Origin of the sequence: Pseudomonas delhiensis, from assembly GCF_900187975.1 — a bacterium.
Taxonomy (GTDB): Bacteria; Pseudomonadota; Gammaproteobacteria; order Pseudomonadales; family Pseudomonadaceae; genus Pseudomonas; species Pseudomonas delhiensis.
On record NZ_FZPC01000016.1, the window covers coordinates 134768 to 159189 of the forward strand.

Annotated in this window: 23 protein-coding genes and 1 pseudogene; 8 read left to right on the top strand and 16 right to left on the bottom strand. The window is 68.3% G+C overall.

Going from position 1 to position 24422, the window contains the following annotated elements; translation table 11 throughout:
* Positions 1–165 precede the first annotated feature (165 nt).
* The 5 genes from CHC02_RS15950 to CHC02_RS15970 form a co-directional block, all read right to left on the bottom strand.
* Positions 166–1455, bottom strand: a complete 1290-nt coding sequence (locus tag CHC02_RS15950) for an NAD(P)/FAD-dependent oxidoreductase (RefSeq protein WP_089392437.1) — start codon at positions 1453–1455, stop codon at positions 166–168.
* Entirely contained in the window at positions 1448–3037 is a 1590-nt protein-coding gene (locus CHC02_RS15955; protein ID WP_089392438.1) for an aldehyde dehydrogenase (NADP(+)), read from the bottom strand. The genes CHC02_RS15950 and CHC02_RS15955 overlap by 8 nt, the downstream gene beginning before the upstream one ends.
* A gap of 89 nt (positions 3038–3126) precedes the next feature.
* Positions 3127–4074 (bottom strand): dihydrodipicolinate synthase family protein, encoded by a 948-nt coding sequence (locus CHC02_RS15960; protein WP_089392439.1) that lies wholly within the window; start codon positions 4072–4074, stop codon positions 3127–3129.
* A 52-nt stretch (positions 4075–4126) separates the two neighbouring features.
* Positions 4127–5053 (bottom strand): 4-hydroxyproline epimerase, encoded by a 927-nt coding sequence (locus CHC02_RS15965; protein WP_089392440.1) that lies wholly within the window; start codon positions 5051–5053, stop codon positions 4127–4129.
* Between the two features lie 68 nt (positions 5054–5121).
* Complete coding sequence (locus CHC02_RS15970; protein ID WP_089392441.1) at positions 5122–6750, bottom strand: APC family permease; 1629 nt, start codon at positions 6748–6750, stop codon at positions 5122–5124.
* A gap of 323 nt (positions 6751–7073) precedes the next feature.
* Here CHC02_RS15970 and CHC02_RS15975 point away from each other — a divergent pair, with 323 nt between their 5' ends.
* From CHC02_RS15975 to CHC02_RS15985, 3 genes are all read left to right on the top strand, one after another.
* Positions 7074–7853 (top strand): AraC family transcriptional regulator, encoded by a 780-nt coding sequence (locus tag CHC02_RS15975; RefSeq protein ID WP_089392442.1) that lies wholly within the window; start codon positions 7074–7076, stop codon positions 7851–7853.
* A gap of 130 nt (positions 7854–7983) precedes the next feature.
* Positions 7984–8376: a GFA family protein gene (locus tag CHC02_RS15980; RefSeq protein WP_089392443.1), complete on the top strand. Its 393-nt coding sequence runs from the start codon at positions 7984–7986 to the stop codon at positions 8374–8376.
* Positions 8377–8509: 133 nt separating this feature from the next.
* A complete protein-coding gene (locus CHC02_RS15985) occupies positions 8510–10429 on the top strand; it encodes a tyrosine-protein phosphatase (protein WP_089392444.1) in 1920 nt (639 codons plus the stop codon).
* Between the two features lie 35 nt (positions 10430–10464).
* On the opposite strand, the gene CHC02_RS15990 is transcribed toward CHC02_RS15985, so the two are convergent.
* Positions 10465–11448 carry an AraC family transcriptional regulator gene (locus CHC02_RS15990; protein ID WP_244160922.1) on the bottom strand — a complete coding sequence of 328 codons (984 nt, stop codon included), beginning with the start codon at positions 11446–11448 and terminating at the stop codon, positions 10465–10467.
* Between the two features lie 217 nt (positions 11449–11665).
* On the opposite strand from CHC02_RS15990, the gene CHC02_RS15995 reads away from it, so the two are divergent.
* A complete protein-coding gene (locus tag CHC02_RS15995; RefSeq protein ID WP_089392445.1) occupies positions 11666–12007 on the top strand; it encodes a carboxymuconolactone decarboxylase family protein in 342 nt (113 codons plus the stop codon).
* A gap of 208 nt (positions 12008–12215) precedes the next feature.
* Here CHC02_RS15995 and CHC02_RS16000 read toward each other — a convergent pair whose 3' ends face one another.
* Positions 12216–13232, bottom strand: a complete 1017-nt coding sequence (locus tag CHC02_RS16000; RefSeq protein WP_176450329.1) for an AraC family transcriptional regulator — start codon at positions 13230–13232, stop codon at positions 12216–12218.
* Between the two features lie 24 nt (positions 13233–13256).
* Between CHC02_RS16000 and CHC02_RS16005 the strand changes: the two genes are divergently transcribed.
* Positions 13257–14090: an oxidoreductase gene (locus CHC02_RS16005; RefSeq protein WP_089392447.1), complete on the top strand. Its 834-nt coding sequence runs from the start codon at positions 13257–13259 to the stop codon at positions 14088–14090.
* A gap of 96 nt (positions 14091–14186) precedes the next feature.
* Here CHC02_RS16005 and CHC02_RS16010 read toward each other — a convergent pair whose 3' ends face one another.
* Entirely contained in the window at positions 14187–14459 is a 273-nt protein-coding gene (locus CHC02_RS16010) for a hypothetical protein (protein ID WP_089392448.1), read from the bottom strand.
* Positions 14460–15028: 569 nt separating this feature from the next.
* Here CHC02_RS16010 and CHC02_RS29975 point away from each other — a divergent pair.
* A complete protein-coding gene (locus CHC02_RS29975; RefSeq protein ID WP_139210196.1) occupies positions 15029–15298 on the top strand; it encodes a hypothetical protein in 270 nt (89 codons plus the stop codon).
* 107 nt (positions 15299–15405) lie between these two features.
* Here the strand turns inward: CHC02_RS29975 and CHC02_RS16015 are convergent, their stop codons facing one another.
* On the bottom strand, positions 15406–16155 hold the full coding sequence (locus CHC02_RS16015) for a DUF5677 domain-containing protein (protein ID WP_089392449.1): 750 nt from the start codon (positions 16153–16155) through the stop codon (positions 15406–15408).
* Positions 16156–16303: 148 nt separating this feature from the next.
* Entirely contained in the window at positions 16304–17122 is an 819-nt protein-coding gene (locus tag CHC02_RS16020; RefSeq protein ID WP_089392450.1) for a helix-turn-helix domain-containing protein, read from the bottom strand.
* 108 nt (positions 17123–17230) lie between these two features.
* Between CHC02_RS16020 and CHC02_RS16025 the strand changes: the two genes are divergently transcribed.
* Entirely contained in the window at positions 17231–17545 is a 315-nt protein-coding gene (locus CHC02_RS16025; protein WP_089392451.1) for a DUF2834 domain-containing protein, read from the top strand.
* Positions 17546–17657: 112 nt separating this feature from the next.
* On the opposite strand, the gene CHC02_RS16030 is transcribed toward CHC02_RS16025, so the two are convergent.
* From CHC02_RS16030 to CHC02_RS16050, 6 genes and pseudogenes are all read right to left on the bottom strand, one after another.
* Positions 17658–18599, bottom strand: coding sequence for an MBL fold metallo-hydrolase (locus tag CHC02_RS16030; protein ID WP_089392452.1), 942 nt, complete (start codon positions 18597–18599; stop codon positions 17658–17660).
* A gap of 206 nt (positions 18600–18805) precedes the next feature.
* Positions 18806–19894 carry a glycerophosphodiester phosphodiesterase gene (locus tag CHC02_RS16035; protein WP_089392453.1) on the bottom strand — a complete coding sequence of 363 codons (1089 nt, stop codon included), beginning with the start codon at positions 19892–19894 and terminating at the stop codon, positions 18806–18808.
* A 96-nt stretch (positions 19895–19990) separates the two neighbouring features.
* Positions 19991–20356, bottom strand: a complete 366-nt coding sequence (locus CHC02_RS30560) for a DUF1801 domain-containing protein (RefSeq protein WP_176450332.1) — start codon at positions 20354–20356, stop codon at positions 19991–19993.
* Positions 20342–20770: pseudogene (locus tag CHC02_RS30565) on the bottom strand (GNAT family N-acetyltransferase); the annotation flags it as partial. The gene CHC02_RS30560 and the pseudogene CHC02_RS30565, both read right to left, overlap by 15 nt.
* 257 nt (positions 20771–21027) lie before the next feature.
* Positions 21028–21696, bottom strand: coding sequence for a response regulator (locus tag CHC02_RS16045; protein WP_089392454.1), 669 nt, complete (start codon positions 21694–21696; stop codon positions 21028–21030).
* A complete protein-coding gene (locus CHC02_RS16050; protein ID WP_089392455.1) occupies positions 21693–23087 on the bottom strand; it encodes an ATP-binding protein in 1395 nt (464 codons plus the stop codon). Before CHC02_RS16050 ends, CHC02_RS16045 begins: the two co-directional genes overlap by 4 nt.
* A gap of 153 nt (positions 23088–23240) precedes the next feature.
* On the opposite strand from CHC02_RS16050, the gene CHC02_RS16055 reads away from it, so the two are divergent.
* Positions 23241–24416: an efflux RND transporter periplasmic adaptor subunit gene (locus CHC02_RS16055; RefSeq protein ID WP_089392456.1), complete on the top strand. Its 1176-nt coding sequence runs from the start codon at positions 23241–23243 to the stop codon at positions 24414–24416.
* Positions 24417–24422 lie beyond the last annotated feature (6 nt).

The following is a 24422-nucleotide window of genomic DNA, read 5'->3' on the forward strand; positions in this document are numbered from 1 at the left end:
GGCGGATTCTAAGCGTTCGCGGCGCTTTTTCGCAGGGCCCTCCCCGCCCCTGCCGACGGGAAGCGCCCGGATGCCCGCGATGGGCCGCGACATGCTCCCGGGAGCATAGCCCCTTCGCCAGGCCATGCTGGCGAAGCCACCGCCCTTGCGCGCCCCGGCCAGGGTTCAGAAGCGATCCAGCCTGTAGGCCTCGAGCCCCGGCAGGCCCTGCGGCGCGCCGCCCGTTGCCGGCGCGGCCGCCAGCCGGGCGATGTGCTCGGCGGTAATCGCCGCCTGGGTCAGGCCGAGGTGCTGGTGGCCGAAGGCGAGCAGCACCCTGCCCCCGCACACCCGGTCGATGATCGGCAGCGAGTCCGGCAGCGACGGGCGCATGCCCATCCAGGGCGTGGCCGCCTCGGCATCCAGGCCGCGGCCGAACAGGCCCTGGCTGAGCCGGTGCAGTTGCCAGGCGCGCTCCATGTTCGGCGGGCTCTCCAGGCCGGCGAACTCCACGGTGCCGGCCAGCCTGAGGCCATCGGCCATGGGCGTCATGATGAACCTGCGCTCCAGCGAGGTGACGGCGAACGGCAGGCGATCGTGCTCATGGGGCAGCATCAGGTGGTAGCCGCGCTCGGTGTCCAGGGGCACCTTCCTGCCGGTCAGCGCCGCGGTGAGCCCGGCCGAGTGGGCGCCACAGGCGACCAGCACCTGGCGGGCCCGCAGGCCGCCCTCTTCCGTAGCCAGGGCCACGCCGTCCGGGAGCAGCTGGCCGCCGAGGACCTTGCGCCGGAGGAACTGCACGCCCAGGGCGCGGGCGGCGTCCACCAGCTCGCGGACCACCCGGTAGGGGTCGATGAAATGCCCCGTGCGCGGGAAGAACAGCCCGCCCAGCAGGCGCTCGCTGAGCTGCGGAGCGGCGTCGCGTACCGCCTGCGCAGGCCAGAAGTCGACCGCCACCGCCTGTTCGCGCAGGCGCGCCTGCAGCGCGTCGAGCGCCTGGCGCGACCCGGCGCGCTCGTACACCAGCAGCGAGCCGTCCTCCTTCAGCAGGCCCGGGCGGTCGAGGCTCGCCAACAGCCGCCGCCAGGCCTCCAGGCTGCCCTCGTTGAGCGCACGGATGCCGGCGACGGTGCGCCGGAACGGCGCCGGGCGCAGGTTCAGCAGCAGCCGCACGAACCATGGCAGGGCGCGCGGCAGGTACTTCCAGTCCAGGCGCAGCGGGCCCATGGGGTCCATGAGCATGGCCGGCAGGCGCTTGAGGATCGACAGGTCGGCGATGGGGAACACCTGCTCGGTGGCCAGGTGCCCGGCATTGCCGAACGAGGCGCCCTGCCCCGGCGCCTGCTGGTCGACGACCAGCACCCGCAGCCCCTGGCGCGCCAGTTGCAGGGCGCAGGCGACGCCGACGATGCCGGCGCCGACCACGGCGATGTCCAGCTGGGGTTGCGGTGCGTTCGAAACCTGGGCGTCAAGCATGTTGCCGGGCTTCCCTCTGGCCATCGAGCAGGCGGCGCAACTGCAGCGGGTTGCCGTGCCGGAGCGCGGCGGGCAGCAGGGCGTCGGGGAAGTCCTGGTAGCAGACCGGGCGCAGGAAACGCAGGATGGCCGCGGTGCCGACCGAGGTGGTGCGCGGGTCCGAGGTGGCCGGGAACGGGCCGCCGTGGACCATCGCGTCGCACACCTCGACGCCCGTCGGCCAGCCGTTGACCAGCAGGCGCCCGGCCTTGCGCTCCAGGGTCGGCAGGAGCGCCCGGGCCTCGTCCAGGTCGGCCTCGTCGAGGTGCAGGGTGGCGGTGAGCTGGCCTTCCATGTGCTCGGCGACCTGGCGCACCTGCTCGGCGTCGGCGCACGCCACGATCAGCGACGCGGCGCCGAACACCTCGGCCTGCAGCGCCGGCTCGGCGAGGAACGCCTGCGCCTGGGTCGCGAACAGGTGGGCCTGGCCCTGGTTGGGCCCCTCGCCCGGCAGGCCCGTGGCCAGCGTCCGCGCCAGGGGCTGTTCGGCCAGCGCGCCGACGCCGGCCTCGAAGGCCTGGAAGATGCCCGGCGTCAGCATGGTCTGCGCCGGGCTGCGTTGCACCCGCTCGGCGGCCGCGGCGACGAAGCGCTCCAGCGCCGGGCCCTGGCGGGCGATCACCAGGCCCGGGTTGGTGCAGAACTGGCCGGCGCCCTGGGTCAGCGAGGCGACGAAGCCCTGCGCCAGTGCCTCGCCGCGTGCCTGCAAGGCCGCGGGGAAGAGGAACACCGGGTTGATCGAACTCATCTCGGCGTACACCGGGATGGGTTCCGGGCGCGCCTGGGCCACCTGGCACAGGGCCAGGCCGCCGCTGCGCGAGCCGGTGAAGCCCACCGCCCTGATGCGCGGGTCGGCCACCAGGGCGGTGCCCACTTCGCGGCCGGAGCCATACAACAGCGAGAAGACGCCTTCCGGCAAGGCGCACCTGGCCACGGCGCGGGCCACCGCGCGCCCCACCAGCTCGCTGGTGCCGGGGTGTGCGCCGTGGGCCTTGACCACCACCGGGCAACCGGCCGCCAGGGCCGAGGCGGTGTCGCCGCCGGCGACGGAGAAGGCCAGCGGGAAATTGCTGGCGCCGAACACCGCCACCGGCCCCAGCGGCACCTGGCGCTGGCGCAGGTCCGGGCGCGGCAGCGGCTGGCGCGCCGGCTGCGCCCTGTCCACCCGCACGTCCAGCCACTCGCCGGCGCGCACGGTGCGGGCGAAGGTGCGCAGCTGCTGGCAGGTGCGGCCCCGTTCGCCGTGGATACGCTGGCGTGGCAGGCCGGTCTCGGCCATGGCGCGTTCGATCAGTCGCTCGCCCAGGGCCTCGATCTCCTCGGCGATGGTCTCGAGGAAGCCGGCGCGCACTTCCAGGGAGGTTTCGCGGTAGCTGTCGAAGGCGGCCCAGGCCAGGGCGCAGGCCTGATCCACCTGTTCGATGGTGCCGCCGGCGTATGGCGGCTGGAGGGGTTCGTCGGTGGCCGGGTCGATGGCCTGGCTCGCCTCGCGGCTGCCGGCCACGGCCTGCTGGCCGATCAGCATCTTGCCTGTCAGGTTCATGGTGTTTCCTGGATGAATGCAGTGGGCCCGGCTGCGGAACGGGCGCGCCCCGCAGGGGCGTCGGTCATGGCTGTGCCCTGCCGGCCGGCTCAGGCGAGGTTCTGCTCGGCCGACCAGTTGGCGTACCACTGGCGGAACAGCGCGTACTGGTTCTCGGCGTAGCGGCGCTGGGCGTCGCTGAGCACGTCGGTCTCGTTGAAGTGCAGGCTGTATTGCTTGTCGCCGTTGAGCACCATCAGGTGCTTGTAGAACAGCACCAGGTCGCAGCCCTCGTCGAAGGACGAAAGCACCGCCAGCGCCGACTCCAGCTCGCGGGCCAGGCGGCGCGCCCTGGTATCGCCCCTGGCGGCCTGCTTGCTCAGGGCCACCAGGTGCAGCACCTCGCGCGGCAGGGCGTTGCCGATGCCGGTGATGGCGCCGGTGGCGTTGCAGTTGACGAAGCCGTGGACCACCTGGGTGTCGACACCGACCATGAGGGTCACCTCGTCGTCCTGGGAGGTGATGTTCTCGGCCGCGTAGCGCAGGTCGGCCGCGCCGCCGAACTCCTTGAAGCCGATCAGGTTGGGGAACTCGCGGCGCAGCTCGAAGAACAGGTCGGCACGGGTGGCGAAGCCGTAGTAGGGGCTGTTGTAGATCACCGCCGGCAGGCCCGGCGCGGCCTTGAGGATGGCGGCGAAGTGGGCCTTCTGCGCGACCGGCGAGGCGCCGCGGGAGAGCACGCGGGGGATCACCATCAGGCCGTGGGCGCCGACCCTGGCGGCATGGGCCGCGTGGGACACCGCCTCGCGGGTGTTGACCGCGCCGGTGCCGACGATGGTCGGCACGCCGGCGGCCACCAGGCGCGCCACGCCCTCCTGGCGCTCGGCCCCGGTGAGCAGCGGCCAGTCACCCATGGAGCCGCAGTACACCACCGCGCTCATGCCGATGTCGATCAGCTCGCGGCCCTTGGCGACCAGGGCGTCGAAGTCCGGCTTGCGCTCGGCGGTGCAGGGGGTCATCAGCGCGGGAATGCAGCCGGTGAAGATGTTGTCGCTCATGGTTCTGGCTCCTTGAAGCACTCGTTCGGGTAGGGAGAAGGGGCGTGGCGGCTCAGATGCCCCACGCGAAGGGGTCCTGCTCGTCGATCAGCAGCGTGCTGTCGGCGGTCATGTAGGCGCGGCCGGTGATGAACGGGCGGATGCGCTCGCCTTCCCATTCGTAGCGGCCCTCGAAACGGCTGCCGGTGATGCCGGCCTGCACCCAGGCCTGCCCGGGGGCCAGCTTGCCATCGGCGGCCAGGCAGGCCAGCTTGGCGCTGGTGCCGGTGCCGCAGGGCGAACGGTCGTAGGCCTTGCCCGGGCACATGACGAAGTTGCGGCTGTCGGCCTCCTCGTCGTCGGCGAACAGCTCGACGTGGTCGATCGGCGCGCCGTCTTCGCCGTGGATGCCCTGGGCCTCCAGCGCCTTGAGCAGCGCCCAGGTGAAGTCGGTGAGGGCCTCGACGTTGTCCAGTTGCAGCCGCAGGCCATGCTCGGCCACCAGGAAGAACCAGTTGCCGCCCCAGGCGATGTCGCCGTGCACGCGGCCGTGGCCGGGCACCTCCACCGGCACCTGCCGGCGGTAGCGGTAGGCCGGCACGTTGCCGATGGTGACGGCGCCGTCCTCGTGCAGGGTGGCGCTGACCGGGCCCACCGGGGTGTCGATCTTGTGCAGGCCCGGGCCGATCAGCCCGAGGTGGTGCAGCGAGGCGACCAGGCCGATGGTGCCGTGGCCGCACATGTTCAGGTAGCCGGCGTTGTTGAAGAAGATCACGCCGCAGGTGGCGTCGGCCGACACCGGCTCGCAATAGAGCGCGCCCACCAGCACGTCGTTGCCGCGCGGCTCCAGCAGGCAGGCGCGGCGCCAGTGGTCGTGCCGCTCGCGCAGGGCATCGCGCTTCTCGGCCATGCTGGCGCTGGCCAGCTCGGGGAAGCCTTTCATCACCAGGCGGGTGGGTTCGCCACCGGTGTGGGAATCGATGATGTGTATGCGTTTCATGTAGCTGTCCGTTGAAAGTGCCCGAAGGCGATGAGGTCGCTCGTGTCCCCTGCTCCGCTCGCCCGGCGTCAGGACGAGGCCTGGGCGTAGCCGCCCAGGGGGCGCCGGCCGTCGGCCTCGTCGGCCTCGGCGTCGCTTTCGTCGTCGCCGGTCAGGCGGACCAGGTGGGCGGGCACGCCGGTCGCCGCGCCCCAGTAGTAGATGCCCATGGCGCAGACGGCCACGGCCAGGGTGTCGAACGGATGGGCGAGCACGCCGATGCCGCCGAAGCTGCCGAGCCAGGACAGCGCGATGGTCACGGCATAGAAGCCGATCAGCCAGGCCGAGGAACGCACCTGCCGGCGCAGGTCCAGGTGGCGGGTCGGCACGAAGCGGCCGCACAGCAGGTACACCACGAACATCAGGATCTGCAGGCCGAGCAGCCAGGACACGGTGCCCCAGCCCGACCAGTAGACGATCAGCGCGGCGATGACGAAGGACAGCGGGCCGAGCACGCCCATGCCCTTGACCTGGAACGGGCGCGGCATGCCGGGCGCGCTGCGGCGCAGGGCCGCCACGGATACCGGCGCCACGGCGTAGCTGAGCACCAGGGCCGCCGAGACCACGTTGATCAGCGCTTCCCAGGACGGGAACGGCAGGGTCCAGAACACCGACAGGCCGAAGGTCAGCCACAGCGCCGGGCGCGGGATGCCGGACTTCTCGTCGACGCGGGTGAACACCTTGAAGAAGGTCCCGGTCTGCGCCCAGCCATAGACCACCCGCGGGGTGGCGTTCATGTAGATGTTGCCGCAGCCGCTGGGGGAAATGACCGCGTCGGCCACCACCAGGTAGGCCAGCCAGCCCACGCCCAGGGCCAGGGCGATGTCGCGGTAAGGCAGGGCCAGTTCCCGGGAGACGCCGGCCCAGCCGTTGGCCAGCATTTCCGTGGGCACGCCGCCGAGGAAGGCCGTTTGCAGCAGCACGTAGATGGCCGTGGAGAGCAGCACGGAAAGGATCAGCGCGAAGGGGATGGTGCGCTGCGGGTTCTTCACCTCGCTGGCCACCGAGATGATCGGCGTCAGCCCCAGGTAGGCGAAGATGACGCCACCGGCGGAAACCGCCATCTCCACGCCCGACAGGCCGAAGGGCGCGAAGCCCTGGGCCGAGAAGTTCTCCGGCTTGAAGAAGCTGAACAGCACGCCGATGACCAGCAGCGGCACGACGAACTTGAACAGGCTGATCAGGTTGTTGGCCTTGGCGAAGGTCTTCACGCTGCGGTAGTTGAGCAGGAAGAACAGGCAAAGCAGGCCGAACTGCACCAGCCAGCCAGCGGCCGTGGGGTCGCTGGAGCCGGCCTGGGTCAACCCGGGGAACCAGGCGGCGGCGTACTGGCGGGAGGCGACGACCTCGATCGCCACCAGGCTGGAAAAGGCGATCAGGGTGATGAAGCCCATCAGGTAGCCCAGCAGCGGGCCGTGCGAGTACACCGGGTAGCGCACCACGCCGCCGGCGCGCGGCAGGGCCGCCCCCAGCTCGCAGTAGACGATGCCCAGCAGCAGCACGGCGAAGCCGCCCAGCAGCCAGGAGAAGATGCCCGCCGGGCCGGCGATGGCGGAAACGTGACTGGCCGCGAACAGCCATCCGGAACCGAAGATGGCTCCCAACCCGATAAACGTGAGGTCCATCAACGAGAGTTGTTTCTTGAACTTGCCTGACATGGCGTCGCCTTCTTGTGCGTTGTTGGATAGGCAGATGCGTTGCCACTCGAGGCTGCGGCCCAGGTGCTGCCCGCAGGGACGAGTCGGCCGGCGGCAACCGCTTGTTCTGTGAAGCTCGGCTACCCGCGTCGGCCATAGAGTGGACCCGGGCGGCGCCCGCGCGCTTGATGGTTTTCTTCAGCACGGATGACGAAATCGGCACAATTGCGCCGCTCGTCAGCGGCTCGCCCGCACTGCCCCGGCATGCGCTCGACAGGCCGAGGGGCCTTGCGGCAAGCTGCCCGCCACCTTGTTGCCAGGCGGCTTTCGGGAGGCACGGAACCATGACGCAGAACCTGCTCGCGCTGCTGTGCCAGGGGCACGGACTGCAGCGGCCCGAGACCATGGAAGCGCTGCTGGCGGGCGTGTCGCTGCTGCTGCCGATGCTGGACGTGATCCCCAATGCCGCGATCTTCATCAAGGACACCCAGGCGCGCTACGTCATGGCCAACCGCACGCTGGTCCAGCGCTGCGGCCTGAAGCACCTGCAGCCGCTGCTGGGCAAGACCAGCGCCGAGGTGTTCCCGGCGCAACTGGGCCCGGGCTATACCGAGCAGGATCGCCGCGTGCTGGAGCAGGGCCAGGTACTGGAGGACAAGCTGGAGCTGCACCTGTACGGCAGCCGCGAGCCGGGCTGGTGCCTGACGCACAAGCGCCCCCTGTACAACCGCAACGGCGGGATCATCGGCCTGGTGGGCATCTCGGTGGACCTGCAATCGGCCAGCGATACCCATCCGGCCTACCGGCGCCTCGCCGCGGTGGACGAGTACATCCGCGCGCACTTCCACCAGCCCATCAGCCTGGACGAGCTGACGCGGATCAGCGACCTCTCGGTGGCCCAGCTCGAGCGCTACTGCAAGCGCGTGTTCCACCTCACGCCACGGCAGCTGATCCACAAGGTGCGCCTGGAACACGCCCACCGGCTGCTGCATACCGACCTGCCGATCACCGAGGTCGCCCTGCAATGCGGCTACACCGACCACAGCGCGTTCAGCCGGCAGTTCAAGCAGTTGACCGGCTTCACCCCGCGGCAGTACCGCCAGGCGACCGGCCTGGAAGCCTAGCGCGCCCGCCCCGCCGCGGCGCGCGAACGTCGGAAGCCCGGGCCCGCCAACGCTCCGCCTGCTATTTTTTCACGGCGACCGCCGGCCGGCGGGAGAGATTCCAAGGGTTCGATTGCAGAGGAGATGCAGCATGGACCGGTTCACCGGCGGTTGCCTGTGCGGCAACGTCCGTCTCGTGGCATCGGGGCGTCCCTACCGGGTCGGCCTCTGCCACTGCCTAGACTGCCGCAAGCACCATGGCGCCCTGTTCCACGCCTCGGCGATATTCCCCGAGGCCGCGGTGGCCATCGAAGGCGAGACCCACGACTACGCGGGGCGCCATTTCTGCCCGCGGTGCGGCTCTTCGGTGTTCCTGCGCAGCGCGGACGAAGTGGAAGTGAACCTGGGCGCCCTGGACGCCCCGGACCAGTTCGTGCCGACCTACGAACTCTGGACCGTTCGACGCGAATCCTGGCTGCCGGCGTTTCCGCTGGCCAGGCACTACGAGCGCGATCGCGAGGGTACCGGCCGCTTCGAGGAGTAAGCGGCGCAACGGACGGAAAACGCAGCCCACGGACAGATCGCGCCGTGATTCTCCCGGCGCCGCGAACTGTAATATCCCGGTTCGCAAGCATGCCGATAGTAGCCCCCGCCAACCCGCTCGAAGAGGCTACATCGTGCTGCATCGTGTCCTGTTCTCCCTGTCCGCCCTCAGCCTGTCCATCGCCGCCCACGCCGCCGAGACCTATACCCTCGACACCCCGCGGCTGACCGGCATCGACAATTTCCGCGACATCGCCGGAACCACCACCGCCTACACCACCGCCAACGACGGCACCCTGCGCGCCGGGGTGTTCTACCGCTCCAACGCGCTGACGCCCACGGCCTCGGACCTGGCCACGCTCGATGGCCTGGGGATCAGCAACGTCTTCGACCTGCGCACCCCCAGCGAAATCGCCGCCACGCCCGACACCCTGCCGGCCGGCGCGGCCTACCGGAACATCGACATCATCGGCAGCACCACCTCCGGCGCCAACGTCACCAACATTTCCTTCAGCAGCGCCGCCCAGGCGGTGGCCATGATGGAAGAAACCAACCGCGCCTTCGTCAGCGACGCCGGCATGCGCAGCCAGTTCGCCGTGCTGTTCAACGAGCTGGCCGCGGCCGACGGCGCCGCCCTCTTCCACTGCACCGCCGGCAAGGACCGCACCGGCTGGACCGCCGCCGTGCTGCTGAGCATCGCCGGGGTGGACAGCACCACCATCATGCAGAGCTACCTGGCCACCAACGACTACACCGCCGCCCGCGTCGCCGCCACCCTGGCGGCGCTGCCACCGAGCATGGCCGCCATCTACGCGCCCCTGCTCGGCGTACAGGCCAGCTACCTGCAGGCCGGCCTGGACGAGGTGGTGGCGCAGTACGGCAGCATGGACAACTACCTGAAGGAAGGCCTGGGCCTGTCCCAGGAAACCATTTATGTGCTGCGCGGCAAGATGGTCTACTACAACAGCCTGCCCGGCACCCTGGGCCTTTCCGGCAACGCCGCCGCCGGCGCGCAGTTGCTGCAGCAACTGCAGAACACCAGCCTCTCCGGCGCCTACAGCGCCTACAACTACTACCTGCAATCGGCCATCGACGCCGGCAGCCTCGGCGGCGTCGAAGCCACCGTCGGCGGCCAGGTGCACGCCGATGCGGCCAGCTACCTGCTGCGCCAGGACGCGCTGATCGACAGGGCCGCCGCGCCCTTCGCCAGCGGCACCGACCTCAAGGCCGGCCAGCGCCGCCTGTGGAGCACCGCCCTGGCCGGCTACCAGGGCAACGACGGCTCGGCCCGGGCGGCCAGCAGCAACGAGCACAGCCAGGGCCTGATGATCGGCCTGACCCAGCGCTTCAGCGAGCAGCTCAGCGCCAACGCCGGCTTCGGCTACAGCCGCGGCAGCGTCGGCGGCGCGGGCGGCGACGTGGACACCGAGCTGACCTTCCTCCGCGCCGGCGCGCGCTTCGCCCCAGGCAGCCTGGAACGGGGCCTGTTCGTCGACGCGAACCTGAGCGCCGGCTGGCTCGACTACGACAGCAAGCGCGAGCTGGGCGGCGGCCTGGGCAGCGCCAAGGGCGACACCCACGGCACCCTCAGCGGCGGCAGCCTGGCGCTGGGCTACCGCGTCCCGGTGCGCGACGCGATCCTCGAACCGAGCCTGGGCCTGCGCATCAGCCACCTGGACCTGTCCGGCTTCCAGGAGAAAGGCAGCGAACTGGCCCTGGACGTCGACGGCATCGAGCAGACCCGTCGCAGCGCCGTCGCCAACCTGAAGGTGAGCTTCATGCCCATCGCGCTGCGCGGCGGCTGGCAACTGGCGCCGGGCCTGGACCTGGGCTACGACCACGCGCTGGGCGACTACCAGGTCGACAGCGAAGGCCACCTGCTGGGCCTGGACGTCGCCCAGCGCGCCGCCTTCGACAGCCGCGACCAGTTCAGCGGCGCGGTGAACGTCATGGCCAGCCTCGGCGACTTGAGCGTCGGCGCCGAGGTCGGCGCCCTCGCCGGCAGCGGCAGCCATGGCTACAGCGGCAGCCTCAAGGCCAGCTACCAGTTCTGACCGCCCGCCCTGCCCGGCCGGCTGGCCGGGCATCGCTAGTGGCGGATGCCCTTGCGCACCTCCGCCGGGCTCAGCCCGAAGGCGCCCTGGAAGTACTGGCAGAAGCGGCCGACGTTGCTGAAGCCCAGGCCCAGGGCGATCTCGCTGACCGAGGGCGAAGCGTCCTGCCGCAGCGCGTCGTACGCCCGCTCCAGGCGGACCTGGCGCTGGTAGGCGACGATGGAGCTGCCGACGAAGCGCCGGAAGCCCTCCTGCAGGGCGCGCAGGCTGACGTTCGTCAGCGCGGCCAGCTCACCGCCGCTGACCAGGGCGTCGGGATGCGCGCGGATGTACTCCACGGCCAGCTTCACGTGGCGCGGCGCGATCGACGGCCCCGGCCGGCGCAGCGCCTCGCTGTAGTTGTGCGGCCAGGCTTCCAGCACCGAATCCACCAGCATCTCCTGCAGGCGGGCGGGCATCAGCGCGCTGGAGGCGACCAGGGCGTCGAACTCCGCGCCGGTGGCCAGGCCGACGATGGCCTTGATCCCCTGGAAGGCCTCCACCTTCAGGTCCACCACCGGCTGGAAACGCACCGGCTGCACGACCGGCCGGCCGAGCAGCAGCGACAGCCGCCGGGCGAACAACCCGCGGCGCACCGACAGCCCATGCTGCGAGTGGCCATCGACGAAGCCCACCGAGCGCACCGCGGCCTTCTCGATGGCAAGGCCCACCTGGGGCACGCCCACGATCTGGTCCGCCTGGTTGAAGACGATGCGCCCGGCGGTGGGAAAGACGAAGGTGATCTCGTCGTCCAGGTCGGGCAGCGCGGTGAGGAAATCGCCGCGAAAGCTCAGGCGCCGGAAGCTGACGCCCTCGTAGCGCCCGTAGACGCCGGCGATGGCGACCTTGCGCTGCGGCGGCGGCAGCCCGGCATAGAGGTCGCCGAACATCCGCGTGAAAAGCGCGCCGAACTCGTCGGCGTGCATGTCCTCGGAACGGATGAGAAACGGCTTGCGCGCAGTACCTGTGTCCACCTTCATGCCCCCTCTGCCGGCAACGCCAAGGAACTGCCCGGCACGGCGGGCAGCATGCGGGGGCGCAGGGTAGCGGCCGCAGGTTACAAGCGCGTGATGCCGCGCCCTCCTCCCAAAGTCCCGCCCATCCACCGCCAAAGGCGTAGTGCCCCGCGCCGCGCCAGTGGGTAGCGTCATCGGCACCTGTCGGCTGCCAAGGCAGCATCACCCGGAGGATGGACGCATGATGGACTGGAACGCACACCGCAATCAGCTGATGGCCGGCGTGGGCGAGCTCGGGAAGCTCTCCCCGGGCACCGTCGACGGCTACCTCACCGCCAGCGGCGCCGGCCAGGAAACCGGCCACCTGGACGCCAAGACGCGCCAGCTGATCTCCCTGGCCGTGGCGGTGACCACCCGCTGCGACGGCTGCATTTCGGTACACGCCGCCGAAGCGGTGAAGGAAGGCGCCAGCAAGGCGGAAATCGCCGAGGCCCTGGGCGTGGCGGTGGCGATGAACACCGGCGCCGCCCTGGTGTACTCCACGCGGGTGCTGGCCGCGGTGGAGCAGGCGGGCGGTGTCTGAAAGGAAAATCGCGGACGGAGTCCGCTCCTGCAGGTTGACGCCGAACCTGCCGCCCACGCCGGACAGCCCCCTCTCCCTTCAGGGAGAGGGAACGGCGTAAACCTGTAGGAGCGGGCCCTGCCCGCGATTCGCGCGCAGGGCGCGCTCCTACAAGGGAATGGCGCGGGCCGGGCTACGTAGGACTCCGTCCGCGATTGCCCCGAACGGCCTAATGGGAAGACACATACACCGCCTCCCCATGCACCGGCGGAATCGCAAAACTCTCGCGCATCCGCCTGGCTTCCGCCTGGGGCGAACGGCCGAACAGCCGCTTGAACTCCCGGTTGAACTGCGAGGCGCTGGCATAGCCGACGGCATGGCTGGCGGCCTGCGCCGTCATGCCCTGGCGCACGATCAGCAGCCGGGCCTGGTGCAGGCGCGTGCACTTCACGTACTGCATGGGCGAGGTCTGGGTGATCGCCTTGAAGTGGCTGTGGAACGACGGAACGCTCATGCCGGCTTCGTCGGCAAGCTGCGGCAGATCGAGCGGCTGCGCGTAATCGGCGTGGATGCGCCGCAGCGCCCTGGCGATCCTGCCGAAGCGCCCCTGCATGGCCAGCGCCGCGCGCATGGCATTGCCCTGGGCGCCGGTCAGCACTCGGAAATACAGCTCGCGCAGCAGGGCGGGGCCGAGAACCCTCGCCTCCAGGGGGTCGTTCAGCGCCGCCAGAAAGCGCAGGACGGAAGCGGCCAGCGCCTCGTCCATGGGGCTGGACATCATGCTCCGCGGCGCATCCTCCGGCGCGGGTGCCCGCTGCTGGTCGATCTGGATCATCAGTTCGGCGGCGAGTTGGAAATCCAGGTGCATGTAGAGGGCCAGCAGCGGGCGTTCGGCCGTCGCGTCCGTTTCCATGGTGAAGGGCACGGGCACCGCGACGGCCAGGTAATGCTGCTCGTCGTACACATAGACCTGGTCGCCGAAGTACCCGCGCTTGCAGCCCTGGCAGACGATCACGATACCGGGGTCGTAGAGCACCGGCGTCCGGGCCAGCGGGCGATCCGACCTGAGGATGCGCACGCTGGCCAGGGACGTGAGGTTGTATCCCTCGTTGGGGGCCAGCGCCTCCAGCAGGGCGACCATGCGCGCCCGGTTGCGGTCGGATGCAATGCTGCTCATAGAATCAGGCAATGAAGTCAGAAGATGAGGTCTCTCAAGCGGGCCGAATGGTGAGTATTGTGCACTCATTCCCCCTGCAATGGAGCCATCGCCATGTCATCTTCCAAAACCTTGCTGATCACCGGCGCCAGCAGCGGCTTCGGGCTCGCCCTCGCCCAGGAGGCACTGGCCGACGGGCACCGCGTGGTGGGCACGGTGCGTACCGCGCAGGCAAAGGCCGCGCTCGAAGCGCTGGCCCCCGGCCGGGCAACGGGCCGCCTGCTGGACGTGACCGACTTCGCGGCCATCGAGCCGATGGTCGCCGAGGTCGAAAGCACCCTCGGCCCGCTGGACGTCCTGGTGAACAGCGCCGGGTACGGCCACGAAGGCATCCTCGAAGAGTCTCCGCTGTCGGAGATGCGCCGGCAGTTCGAGGTGAACGTGTTCGGCGCCGTGGCGATGATGAAGGCCGTGCTGCCCTACATGCGCCAGCGCCGCCGCGGCCACATCCTGAACATCACCTCCATGGGCGGCTTCATCACCATGCCCGGCATCGCCTACTACTGCGGCAGCAAGTTCGCGCTGGAGGGCATATCAGAAGTGGTGGGCAAGGAAGTCGAAGGCTTCGGCATCGCCGTGACCGCGGTCGCGCCCGGCTCCTTCCGCACTGACTGGGCCGGCCGCTCCATGGTGCGAAGCCCCCGCAGCATCGCCGACTACGATGCCCTCTTCGACCCCGTCCGCCAGGCGCGGCAGGAAAAAAGCGGCAAGCAGCTCGGCGACCCGAAGAAGGCGGCGCGCGCCATGCTGGAAGCGATCGGCTCGGCGAATCCCCCGGCCCACCTGCTGCTGGGCAGCGACGCCCTCGGCCTGGTGCGCCAGAAACTGGGGGCGCTGGAAGAGGAAATAGCGGCCTGGGAAACCACCACCCGTTCCACGGATGGATAAGGCGTAGGCCTGTCCGCGATTGGATTCACCGGCCACGCCGGACACAGCCCCCTGTAGGAGCGCGCCCTGCGCGCGAATCGCGGGCAGGGCCCGCGCCTACCGGCCGACCACCTGGGCCTTCTCCCGCGCCAGCTCGTACAACTGCCGCGCCTCGCCCACCAGCGGCACCAGGGCGGAGGCCAGGCGCGACGTCTCGTGCATCAGCACGTCGCCAACGTCATGCACTTCCAGCACCCGCAACAGGTCCTCCAGCGCATTCAGCCGGCGTTCGGCCACATCGTAGATATGTTCCGCCGACGCGGCGGTATCGACATAGAGCACGCCCTCGGACGCCTGGGCCTGCAACGCAACCAGCCTGCGATCAGCCATGGCGCACCTCCCGGAGGAAGGCGAAGGACGGATGGGACAACGGGGGATACACGACAGACACGAAGTGATACGGCATTTCCATTGCTCCTTGTATGGAGGAAGGAGCCGCCAACCCGGGAATGGGTGGCGGATCGTGCGGGGTCGCAGTACCGGCGAGAGAAGCAAGAACCGGCCAGACCGAAGCCCGCCCCGCACGACCCGCCATAACTGCATCTCGCAGCAGGCAAGAAAAGGCGCCTGTGCAAGGTGCGTCGGCGCTTCGTGCACTCCTCTACTCGACCGGACTGCGATCCGGGCCACGGGATTGACCGTGGCGGGAAGGGAATCTAGCGAGGGGGCTTATAGGCCCACAAGGGAGGATGTGGGTGGGAAATTTCGCTGTTCATGATCGCTGCGGCGCCTTCGTAGAGCCTCTCGATATTGCTCGACATTGTCGCCGTTGCTGTAAGGATGTTTTGCACACCTCGGCGCTGTTCCCCCTGAAAGGACGATGAAAGTATTGCCCCATCAAAAGACAAACGACTCCACCTCATGACGGCGAGACCTTTCAGCACAAGAAGGACGTGAGCATGCGACTTCCTTTGTTTCTTCTGACGCTTCTGGTTACCACGGCTTCGTTTGCCGAGGAATCCAGCAAGATCACCGAATTGAAAGCAAAATGCGCGAAGGAAGCCAGTTCGATGTTCCGCGCGAACAACGGAACACCGTCCTGTGACCGACTGGACAGGGCCCTTCGCGAGGACAAGCAGAAAAAGGGAGCGACTAGTTACCAATGGAACGGTAGCGCTGGCAAGTATTGCTATTACAACGATGCAGGTGAGGTTGTTTCCTGTCCCTGAACTTAATGTTTCCGCGCAAAACAGGCTCTGCGGACAGAGTCAGAGTGCCAAAGCCAAGCGAATCTTTCCGGCCAATAGTGGACACTCTAGAAGAAACGGCAACTACATCACCGGCACCAACCCTCTATCTGGTACACCGACAGCTTGGCTTTCTCCTGCAACCAAAGTAACCGTGGAAAAGACACCAGTTCATTAGCGAAGCGGTCGAACCTCTCCATGAAGGGCCTGCCTGGCCACCAGATGTGGGAGTCGGCGTAGGAACCGGAACCATTCAACAGCATGGCCAGCACGTAATCGAACGTCTTAAACGCGATGAAATGCCCGAACTCCTGGTTCAACCTCTCACCGGTCATATCCTCGATGATATGAAGCTCTCTGCCGCTCTCGGTCTCCATGAACAGGTATTCAGCATTGGCAGATACTTCCCTGGATGCTTCCTCGGCATCCAGAACAACCTTGTAGAGGTCATTCAAGCGGAAATCACCATGAGTGAACTTGCTCAGCAAGCGGTAGAACTGTTCATACTCCACCTCCCACCCCAGAGCCTTCATCGTTCTTTGAGCCTTCTGCTCATGATCCAGGTAGGCCACTCGCCTATCTTCTGGTTTCTGGCATAACCAGCAGAAGGAAGCCACAAGGTCAATCGTGGTCCTGAGTGTCGAGAATGCGGGGCGTATCAGGCCATTCGCAGTCAGCAACTGGATCGCTGAAACGTTCTCGATCAGCATCTCAGTAGTCCGCTTGAAGATGATGTCTCCATCATGCAGCCCATTCAGGGCCTCACCCGTCATCTCAGTGCCTTGAGCGGAACGCAGCATCGCCTCGGCAATCGCGAAGAAGTCCTTCGCCTCCAACATACTCGCCTCCCAGCAGCTATGGCTTCGCGTTGAGAACACCCTTGTGCGTAACGACGGCGGAAGCCGTTACCAGCGCACGACAGCTTTATGACTCAGAGCGACACTCGAGAAATGGACTGATTGCTGCCGAAGCCGACCGGTCAGCATCTCAATCCCGGACCGTCAGAGATTGCTCGTAGAGCGTCGTCATTGTTTGCCAGGTTTGGCTGTCGGCGGGAATCAAATGTTCGATGCGCAAGGACGCAACGGTAATGTCGAGGGGCATGCCGAAGGTGGTGAAAGTCGACAGGAACGCCAATTCCCCCCATGTAGAGCGAATCCGCGTCAGCGCTACCGGCGATGAATCGACACCTATCGATGGGCCCATTGGGCTGGGGATGTCTCGCAAAAGACGAGCGAGATCGGAATTGTTCACTGCCTCCCGGCGGGCTCTTTGCCAGGCGATAGCCCTGACCTCGGCTGCATTGACCAAATGATCACCCAGGCCACCAGGGCGAAGCAGCGTCTCCAGCAGATTAATCCCTGAGTCACCTATCACTGGTACCCCGAGCATCCCGAGCAGCAATCCTGCACTGGCGTTAGCAGCGACGATGTCCCAGTTGCTGGTGAGGACAATCGCCGGAGCTGGATTGTTGGCCTGCAAGATGTGATCGATAGCGCCATGCACCATCGCCATTGGCTGCGCATCCAGTGAGGACGTCGCATAGCGAGGAGCATAACCAGCCGCCAGGAACACTTCGTTGCACTGCTCCAGTGGTACGTCAAGAACCGATAGGAGAGCGTGCAAGGTGGTGGGGCTCGCTTTGGCGCGGCCCGTTTCGATGCAACTGAGGTGGCGTTGAGAAATGCCGGCGATGAGCGAAAGATCAAGCTGACTCAATCCGGCCTGCTGCCGGAACCGGCGAAGGTAGGTGCCAGCTGATGTGGCTGACATCAGAGGGGTCCGATGGAAATGGCGGCTACTCATGCTTCAACTCTGGCTGTCCATGCGAAAAGCGTCCATGACCTGTCAGGTCATTGAGAGGCGGAAAACCATACCACTATCTTGCCGGGGTGACTTGTCCAGGAGAAAAAGATGAGAGGCCCCTGCATCGCGCTCGCCGTATTGATCGGTTTTGCGCTCTACACCGGCTGGACCTTGTTGATCACAGATCAGACGCTCCTTGCGTTTGGCATTGAACTGATGTCTCAGCCAGACACCGCCCAGGTTGTTATCGACCTATATGTAATGGCTGCGCTTGCTTGCGTGTGGATGTATCAGGATGCCCGCTCGCGAGGACGTTCATTACTTGAGACGCTCCCGTACCTAATAGTCACGGCAGTCTTCGTTTCAATAGGCCCGCTTCTGTACATCGTCATCAAAGGCTTCGCGATTAAGAGGGAAAACTGAATAGCTACATCTACTGCCGATCCGAAACGAATATCAGACTCAGGCCTACGTCCAATCCCCCCATGCGAGCGGGCTACCTTGGCTTGGACGCAGGCCCAGACCGAGCTAGCGGTCAGTAATCCCAGAAGGCCGCAATCCAACGGAAGGCATCGCCGTCGACGGCCACCCGGCCAACGGAGGGGAACGGCAGGTGCGTGGCCACCAGCAGCTCGCCGCTGGCCGCCGCCTCCTGCAGAAGGCGGACGCGCACGCGCACCGATTCCTCGGGGTCGTGCTCGAAGCCGTTGTGCCAGTCGGGGTGGTCGAAGGCCACCGGGAACAGGGCGTCGCCGGCGAAGGTCAGGCGCTCGCCGGCGGACGTGACATGGACCACGCTGTGCCCCGGCGTGTGGCCGCCGGTGAGCCTGGCGACCACGCCCGGCGCCACCTCGTGTTCATTCTCGAAGGTGTGCAGTTTATCGCGGTATGCCTTCATGAACTGTTCGGCGGTCGAGCGCAGGACGTCCGGCACCGGTGCCGGCATGGAAGTGAGGGAGAAATCGGGCGCCGCCCAGAACGCCACCTCGGTGGCCGCGACGTGGATGCGCACATCCGGGCGCAGACGGTTCTTCACTTCGTCGACGAGCAACCCGCCGATATGGTCCATGTGCATGTGGGTGATCACCACGTCGGTCACCGATGCCAGGTCGATACCGGCCGCCTCCAGGCGCCGGGGGAACTGCCCGGCCCGCGGGAAGCCGGGGAACTGCCCACCCAGGCCGGCGTCGACGAGTATGGTCTGCTCGCCGCTGCGCACCACCAGTACGTTCAGCGCCCAGTCGAACGCCTCCGGGCCCAGGAACATGTCCCTGAACCAGGCTGCGCGGGCGGCCGGGTCGGCATTGGTGGACATGGTCGCGGTCGGCAGCGGCAATACCCCGTCGCTGACCACCAGCACGTCGATCTCGCCAACCCGCAGCGCATAGCGCGAAGGCACCAACTCCTCCCTCGTCTGGTGTTGTGCATTCTTTTGGGTGGAATTCTTTTGAAAGGAATAGTTCAGATGCATGTTCATGACGTTTCCTCGGAAGAAGTGGCCAATAACCTGGAAGTCGTTCCTTCGGGCTCGACTGGGCGGTAGGCGAGAGCCGAAATGCAGGGCCGTTGCAGCGAATCGTCCGCTGTGAATCCATGCTATTGGCGGGTACTTCCTGGCGCACTTCTCCATCGGGACGGCAGGGCTATACCTCTGTGGCGGGGGTATATACGAAGGTATTTCTATCAGTAGCCCAGCCCCGTCAGTATCGCCCCCACCGACTTGGCGGCCGGGCGCCCGTAGAAGGCCAGCAGGCGGTCGGCGCGGTTGGTGAAGAAGCCGTCCACGCCGGCCTCGGACAGGCGCTTGAAGTCCACGTCGGAATCCACCGCATAGGCGTGGATGAACAGGCCGCGCTGGTGGGTCAGCTGGTTCATCCAGGGTTTCACCAGGTCCATGTAGCTCTGCTCGCCGCGCTCGCTGAGGGTGGCCGAGGGGCCGGTGCCAGCGGCGCCGTGGGCCTTGGCCCAGTCGATCCAGGCGCTGAACTCTTCCTTGGATTTCACTTGCCGGGCGGCGTAGAAGGTGGCCTTGTCCGGAGCGCCGGAGTCCTTGAAGGTCACCTCCGAGCGCGGCGCCATGTAGCCATCGCCCACCCACAGCAGCAGCACCTTGGGCACCTGCGGCATGCTCTTTTGCAGCAGTTCCAGGCTGCCTTTCTCGAAGGTCTGCAGCACCACGCCGCCGCGGGCCAGGCTTTGCGGGCTGAGCCAGCCCCGTCTTTGCAGGGCCTTGCGCAGGTCTTCCTCGATGCCAGGGAACTGCGCCGGGCCCTTGGTTTCCAGGTACAGGCCGGGCTTGTGGGCGCCGCCTTCGGCGATGTCGATCAGCTCGTCCAGGGTGAGTATCCGCAGACCGGCGAACTTCGCCCGGGCGCGTTCGGGGTAGGCCTGGTTGAACCAGCTGCCGGCGTCCAGGCGCTTGAGTTCGGCGAGGGTGAAGCTGCTGACCGGGTCCTTGGCCCGCGCGGGGAAGACCTCGGCGACGTTGGTGGTGCGTTCCAGGGTGTCGTCGTGCAGGGCGATCAGCACGCCGTCACGAGTGCGCTGCAGGTCGGCCTCCAGGTAGTCGGCGCCCAGTTCGCGGGCCGCCAGGTAGGCCGGGGCGGTTTCCTCCGGGGCGTCGTGGGAGGCGCCGCGGTGGGCGATCACCGTCGGCCAGGGGATGCCGGCCCTGGCGCTCAGGGCCTGGCCGGGGTGTCCCGCGGCGGCGCCGGCGAAGCTGGTGGCGAGCAGGCCGGCGAGGCCGAGGGTCTTGAGCAAGGTATGGCGCATGGTCGAGGTCCTTCTGCGGTTCAGGGTGAGCCCCGCGCGAGTCGGGTGGCTGGCGCCAGTCTGCCGGGGCCGTGTTGCCGGAAGACGGCCGGCGGGTTACCCGGCCAGTGCTGCGGCGCTGCGCAGGTAGTAGGCCACCTGGCGCGCCTCGACGTCATCGGGCGTGCGCAGCTTGATGTGCCGCCGCTGCTTGCCGCTCCCCTCCAGCACCCCGTGGGGGTCATCCAGGCTGGCACCCTGGCTGAGTTCCAGCGTGACGTGACCCGCATAGGCGAAGACGCCGCCGAAGGGCCGTGCCCGGGAGAACAGTACGCCGCCGTACTTCACTTCGTCGTGGACATCGGGGGCCACCGCCAATGCCAGTTCACGTACCCGGCAGAGCAGCCGGAAGTTCGTCTCGCTGACCAGGCGCACGTCCTGCAGCAGCCTGTCGACGGCGCCAGCCTGTTTCTCGTAGCGCACGTCACGGGCATCGAGGCTGGCCACCTTTCGCCAGCCCTGGCGCTGGTAGAAGGCGTTGGCGCGGATGCCGTCCGAGCCGTCGGTGACCAGCCAGATGCGCGCATGCTCGCGGAACAGGCTCGTCTCGGCCGTCGCCAGCAGCAGGCGCCCTACCCCGCGGCCTTCGTATTCCGGGCGAACGAACAGGGCGAAGACTTCCCCTGCCGTCCCGTCCACCATGGCGAAGCCCGCGGCCACCCCATCCGCCTCGGCCAGCCAGCAGCATGGGCCGAGGCGGATGGCCTCGGCCACGCTGGCCGGGGTGATGCCCAGTTCGGCCAACTGCTCGTGGGACAGGTGGTTCTGGCGCACGCTGGTGCGGATGGCGAACAGGGTCGCCACGTCCGTCTCGGTGGCGGGGCGAATATGGATCATCTTCGAGGCTCCGGCCTTTGCATGGGTTGTCGAGCATAGGCCTCCCGCCCTGGGCCTTGAGGAGGAAGGTGTATCGGGAAGTTAGCCGAGGTTCCGGGAATGGGAGCAATCCGCCTCATCCGCGATAAGGCCTGGCACCGGCCTGGCGGCCGGATCGCGACGTTTCAGGCGAGCACGGCTCGCTCCTACAATTCACCCACCTCCGAGCCCACCTGTAGGAGCGCTCCTACAGGGGAGGGATGGTTGTGTACGCCGCCCTACCCCACCTCCAGGCTATAACCCACCCCGTACACCGAGCGGATCGGGTCGTGCCCCGGCGCCACCGCCGCCAGCTTGCGCCGCAGGTTCTTCACGTGGCTGTCGACGGTGCGGTCGGCGACCACGCGGTGGTCCTGGTAGATGTGGTTCATCAGCTGGTCGCGGGACAGCACCTGGCCGGGGCGTGCGGCCAGGGCGACGAGCATGCGGAACTCCACCGGCGTGAGGTCCAGCGCCACGCCCAGGTAGCGCGCCTGGAAGGCCCGCGGGTCCAGTTCCAGGCCCGGGTTCGGCGCCTGGGCGCCGCTGCGCCGCAGCACGGCCTTGACCCGCGCCACCAGTTCGCGGGGAGAGAAGGGTTTGCAGATGTAGTCGTCGGCGCCCAGTTCCAGGCCCAGCAGGCGGTCGATTTCCTCTACGCGCGCGGTCATCATGATCAGCGGCATGCGGCTGAAGCCGCGCAGTTCGCGGCAGATGTCCAGGCCGTCGCGGCCGGGCAGCATCAGGTCGAGCAACAGCAGGTCGTAGGCCTTGCCGCGCAGCGCCGGGATCACCGCGTTGCCGTCGGCCAGGTGCGCCACGTCGTAGCCGGCGGCGCGCAGGTAGTCGCCCACCAGCGCGGCCAGCTTGGGTTCGTCTTCCACCAGCAGGATCTCGCCCTGGCTCATTGCGCGTCTCCCGCCAGCGGCAGTTCCAGTGTCATCAGCAGCCCTCCCAGGCTGGAAGCCCGGGCGCTCAGGCGCCCGCCGTGCACCTCGGCGATGCCGCGGCAGATCGCCAGGCCCAGGCCGGTGCCGCCGCTGGCGCGGTTGCGCGAGCGCTCGGCGCGGTAGAAGCGCTCGAACAGGCGTTCCAGCGCCGCCGCATCCACGCCCGGCGCGGAATCCTCGCACTGTACCAGCACCCGTTCGCCCTCGCGCAGCGCGCGCAGCACCGTGCGGCCGCCAGGGTCGGTGTAGCGCCGGCTGTTCTCCAGCAGGTTGTGCAGCAGTTGGCCCAGGCGCGACTCGTCGCCCAGCACCCACAGCGGTTCGTCCGGCAGCTCCAGGTCCAGGCCCAGGCCGCGTTCGGCGAAGCTGGCGCGGAAGGCGTCGGCCACCACCGGCAGCAGCACCCGCAGGTCGATGCGCTCGCGGCGGTAGGTGGGCCCGCCGACCTCGGCCAGGGACAGGTCGAAGAGGTCCTCCACCAGCTTGGTCAGCGCCCCCACCTCGGCCTGCAGCGAGCGTACGGCGGTGCCGTCCAGGGGACGGATGCCGTCCTCCATGGCTTCCAGCTCGGCGCGCATCACCGCCAGCGGGGTGCGCAGCTCGTGGGAGATGTCGGCCATGAAGTCGCGGCGCAGGCGTTCGTTGCTGGCCAGGGTGGCGGCCATGCGGTTGAAGTCGGCGGCCAGCTGGCCGGCCTCGTCGGCCGAGCGCACCGGCAGTTGGATGGCGTAGTCGCCGGCGGCCAGGCGGTGGGTGGCGCCGGCCACCTGGCGAATGGGCCGCAGCAGGCTGCGGGTCAGCCACCAGGCGATCACCGCGGTGGCCAGCAGGCAGGCCAGGCCGATGAGCAGGCTGGAGCGCAGCTGGTTGAGCTGGAAGCGCCGGTCGCCGACGCTGGTCACCGACTGCAGCGGCGCCAGAGCCATCCAGCCGACCACCCGGCCCTGGTGGTGGATCGGCCGCAGGAGCATCTCCGCCGGCGGGGCGTTGTAGCCGATGATCAGGCGCTGCGCCTCGTCCAGCAGGGCGAAGCGGACGAAGGCGCCGGTGAGGTCGGAGACGGTCAGGTGGCTGGGGTCGAAGTCGCGGTCCTGCTCCACCTTCTCGGGGCGCAGCATGTCGAACCACTGGTCGCGGTCGCTGCGGATGAAGTCCCAGCTGCCGTGGGTGGCGAAGGCCCGCTCGGCGCGCGGGACGATGAGCTCCATGCGCTCCTCGGCCTGCTGGTTGAGGTAGCCGAGGAAGCCGTACCTCAGGCTCAGGTAGGCGGCGAAGACCATGCCCAGCACGGCGAAGGCGCAGACCGCCAGCATGGCCAGGAAGAACTTGCTGGAAAGGCTGATTTTCATGGCACCGCCGCGCCGCTGTCGGGATGCCGCCATTGAAGCGCGGCCCCCGCGGTCCTTCAAGGCGCGGCGGGCAATCTCCCATATTTCTGCACATTGCCTGCACATTCGCCGAGCACCCTGGACACTGAATCCAACCCAGGATCGGAGTCCCGGATGCCCTCGCTCGTACCCCCGCTTTCCACCCTGGCCCGCGCCCTGCTGCTGGGCGCCGGCCTGCTCGCCCTGGGCGGCTGCCTCGACGACCGGGCGGCCCCGCCGCAGCCCGACCTGCAGGAGGTCGGCGTCTACCGGGTGCGCAGCGCGCCCCAGGCGCTCAGCCTCACCCTGCCCGGCCGCGCCAGCGCGCACCTGGTGGCGGAGATCCGCCCGCAGGTCGGCGGCATCATCCAGAAACGGCTGTTCGAGGAAGGCCAGACGGTGAAGGCCGGCCAGGCGCTGTACCAGATCGACCCGCAGCCCTACGAGGCCGCCCTGGCCCAGGCCGAGGCCAGCGTCACCTCGGCCCGCGCCACGCTGAAGGCGGCCGAGCTCAAGGCCCGGCGCGACGCCCGGCTGGTGAAGATCGACGCCATCAGCGCGGAAGACAACGAGAGCGCCCAGGCCGCCCTGCTGGAGGCCCGCGCCAGCCTGCAGTCGGCCCAGGCGTCGCTGAAGACGGCGCGCATCAACCTGGGCTACACGCGGATAGACGCGCCCATCTCCGGGCGCACCGCCACCTCCTCGGTCACCCCCGGCGCGCTGGTCACCGCCGAGCAGACCAGCGCCCTGACCACCGTGCAGCAACTGGACCCGATCTACGTCGACTTCACCCAGCCCAGCGCCACCCTGCTGCGCCTCAAGCGCGAGCTGGCCGAGGGCAAGCTCGCCCCCGCCGACGACAAGGACGCCACGCGCATCAGCCTGGAGCTGGAGGACGGCAGCCGCTACGCCCACGAAGGCACCCTGACCTTCAACGGCGTGAGCGTCGACGAGGGCACCGGCAGCGTGACCCTGCGCGCCCTGGTGCCCAACCCCGAGGGCCTGTTGCTGCCGGGCATGTACCTGAAGGCGACGCTGCAGGAAGGCGTGCAGCAGGACGCCATCCTGGTGCCGCAGCAGGGCGTGGCCCGCGACGAGCGCGGCGAGGCCACCGCCCTGGTGGTGGTCGACGGCAAGGTGGAGCAGCGCCAGCTGAGCCTGGCCCGCGCGGTGGGCAACCGCTGGTGGGTCGGCCAGGGTCTGAAGGAGGGCGACCAGCTCATCGTCCAGGGCACGCAGAAGGTTCGCGTCGGCCAGCAGGTGAAGGTACTGGACGCGCAGCTCAGCGCGCAGAACGACGCACGCGACTGAGGGCAC